The following is a 2,915-nucleotide window of genomic DNA, read 5'->3' on the forward strand; positions in this document are numbered from 1 at the left end:
TATGCCGTTGAGGCACCAAACTTCCTCTTTGCCGTCAGGAGTGAAAATGGCGTTCTCGAAGTTGTAAAAGTATTCACCACCATAGGCTGAATCTTTGGCGGATCCTGAGGCGCAGGCTGTCAGTGATGTGCAAATCACCATCGTTAAAACTGCTAAATTCTTCATGGCTGCGCCCTAGCGCCTAAATTGAGCCGACTCGCGAAGCGGACTCGGCTTGAACGAATTGTTAGGCATTGCACAAGTCGCGTAGCTTGGACAATGCAGTTGCGTGTTTTTCTGAAACGAGACCAAGTTTTGGGTGATAGCGGAACCCGGAGTGATCCAAAGCGGCTGACTCGAGAGCCAGACGCGCCTCAGCTGCGGCAGCATTCCTGTCCGACGAACGTAAGATCATTGCGCGTGCTGCGTGATGTTTGAAACGGTCTACCGGAAACATCAGACCGTCTGTTGGGCCGCTGAGCATTGAAAATGCATGCTCATACCTATCCGAAATCCCATTCATGGCGATCAGGTACGGCAGGTCTAGTGATGCGCCTGTCCGTAGGTTGGGAAAGACACGCTCACGTGCCACAGCCATTTCATAAGCTGCTATGGCAGACTCAAGATCACCGAGCGCCAAGTAAGCGGTTGCTCGATCAACATACGCCTGGGCCATGTCGAAGTTCTCGCCAAGTGCAAAGTATCTGTCCAGCAAGTCAAGCGCAACTTCTGGGTGACCCTTTGCGAGCGTGCAAGCTTGTATGCGGAGGTACTGGCTCTTATTTCTTGCACGCTTCAGTTTCTCGAAGAAGGTAGAAGAGATCGCGTCATTCCAGTCCGTATTACGGTACCAGTCGTCTCTCGCCATGTGCAGTGCCTAGCACTTGAATGAGTTGTTAGGCAGTGAGTGGCCGCAAAGGCTGGATGGTGCAACCCTGCTCCCCAGCACTGCCGCCTGGACCAAGTGTGCCACAGCTTGAGGGGTGCAGCTTGCATGCCGGCGAACCGATCGAAGCCGTGCCTACAGACCGATTTGCTCCACCATCGCCTAACCTTTGACATGAGGGGCAGACAACCGGCGAAGCCGGTGGGCTGTCCCCTCAATGGAATGGTTAGGCGACATTGCGCACGGAGTGGATAACCCGATAACCAAGGTCGCGAGCTTCCGGTGTGTCGAAGTAAGCGGAGATCTGGACGCTCTCCAGGCGCGATAGAACGTGACCCGATATAGAGCCGTAGACACTTTGATGCCTTTCCGGGTCTGACTCGGTCAGTTCATAGGTGAGCCGCGTGATGTCCCCATCCTTTGTTATCTGCTGATCTGTTCGGGCAGGATCTGCACGTTCAAGGATCTTTGAGATTCGATCGCTTTGTACATCTCCGCTGCTACTCCAGATCGCTATCCAGAACGTCAAGCCAGGCCTCCACAGCACCAAGTTTCCGTCCTCGACCCGACGATTAAACTCCATGGGTAGCTCGACGAGCCACTCGTCGGTCATCTGATAGCTGCCACTGAGGGTCGGATAGTCTGGGTGAAGTGTCATGTCTTGCGTTGCGCCTAACGCTTGAATTAAGCCGAGTTGTGAAGCAACTTCGGCTTGAATGAGGTGTTGGGCAGTGAGTGACCGCAAAGGTTGGGGTGCAACCCTGCTACCCAGCACTGCCGCCTGGACAGAGTGTGCCACAGCCTGCGGGATGGAGCTTGCCCAGACATGCACTGGTGCGGGCTACTACCGAAGCCGAGTGAAACGAGCGTAGCGCGGCAATGATGGATAGGGGCGAAGCACCGAACTTACCGCGCCCGACAACGGTGATGACTGCTCTCCGGAGCCGACCGCCGGCATGCCAGCCAACCGATCGAAGCCAGGCCCACCAACTGATTTGCTCCACCATCGCCTAACGTTCGAGCTAACCGGCCTGCTACGGCAGGGCGCCTTGGTCCGGTTGGCGAAAATGTACCGTGCACCACCAACCGGGCCAAGGTCCCTGCCGTACTGGTTCCGGTTGAGCGAAGGGTTAGGCCACGCCATGCGCGGTGCCACCCAGATTGGCCTCCTGCAGTACGCGCCACGGTGCCGAGCCGTGCTGCTCGATGAGAGAAACGACGGGGAACGGGAACTCGAGTGCGCTTGGTAGGCCCGCAAGTGCGATTGCCGTGTTGCCTTGAGCCTTGGGGTTTCTTGGATGTGCCAGGGTTAGATGTGCGGCATGCTCTCGAGTGCCCTGGTCCTCAAGCAGCCATTGTCTAAGGCGGTGAAACTCATCTGAGCCGTGCACGCACGGAAGCAGAACACCGTGACCATTGAAGGCGCGCGGGACACCGAATGCTAAGCGGAGTGCGCCTTGCGCCCAGGACTCAACCTTGCTGAAGACTGCCGCTGGATCAAGCTTTTCAATCTCGTCTTCCCGGCAGAGAGTAACGTGAGCCGAGATGAGGGAAGCTTGAACCGGATCCAAGCTTGACCTCAGCGCGTCCAAGCGCGACTTTCCCGGCTCCTGGACGAAAAGGGTGAGTTGCCTTCGGCTGTTCGGAGCGTTGGACACGGGCGCGGCGTCGATTTGTGTGGCCTAACGTCTGAATTAAGTCGAGTTGCGGACCAACTTCGGCTTGGATGCGTTGTTAGGCAGTGAGTGGCCACGAAGGTTGGATGATGCAACCCTGCTCCCCAGCACTGCCGCCTGGACCGAGTGTGCCACAGCTTGCGGGATGGAGCTTGCCCAGCGGCGCACCGATGCGTGCTGCCACCGAAGCCAAGTGCAACGAGCGTAGCGCGGCAATGACGGACAAGGACGAAGCACCTAACTTACCGCAACCAGCAACGGTGATGAGACGCCCGGAGCCGACCGCCTGCATGCAAGCTGGCCGCCCGAGGCCGGGCCAACCAACTGATTTGCTCGACCACTGCCTAACACCTGAATGACGCCGCGCCGCGAAG

The 2,915-nt window shown here is 57.5% G+C and carries 3 protein-coding genes; all 3 read right to left on the minus strand.

Annotated features, from left to right (window positions below; all coding sequences use genetic code 11):
- Positions 1-226: 226 nt before the first annotated feature.
- The 3 genes from CKY51_RS21840 to CKY51_RS23015 all read right to left on the minus strand — a co-directional run bounded on the left by CKY51_RS21840 (position 227) and on the right by CKY51_RS23015 (position 2,523).
- Positions 227-847, minus strand: a complete 621-nt coding sequence (locus CKY51_RS21840; protein WP_152250007.1) for a YfgM family protein — start codon at positions 845-847, stop codon at positions 227-229.
- Positions 848-1,091: 244 nt separating this feature from the next.
- On the minus strand, positions 1,092-1,523 hold the full coding sequence (locus tag CKY51_RS22540; RefSeq protein ID WP_170292367.1) for a hypothetical protein: 432 nt from the start codon (positions 1,521-1,523) through the stop codon (positions 1,092-1,094).
- Between the two features lie 472 nt (positions 1,524-1,995).
- Positions 1,996-2,523: a 2'-5' RNA ligase family protein gene (locus tag CKY51_RS23015; protein WP_425509545.1), complete on the minus strand. Its 528-nt coding sequence runs from the start codon at positions 2,521-2,523 to the stop codon at positions 1,996-1,998.
- Positions 2,524-2,915: the final 392 nt, after the last annotated feature.

The sequence above is a fragment of the Xanthomonas maliensis genome (assembly GCF_009192945.1).
GTDB lineage: Bacteria > Pseudomonadota > Gammaproteobacteria > Xanthomonadales > Xanthomonadaceae > Xanthomonas > Xanthomonas maliensis.

What these genes read in the sequence shown, in the direction of transcription:
- CKY51_RS21840 (WP_152250007.1), bottom strand. Translation starts at nt 847, where the DNA reads ATGGCGAGAGACGACTGGTACCGTAATACGGACTGGAATGACGCGATC.
- CKY51_RS22540 (WP_170292367.1), bottom strand. Translation starts at nt 1,523, where the DNA reads ATGACACTTCACCCAGACTATCCGACCCTCAGTGGCAGCTATCAGATG.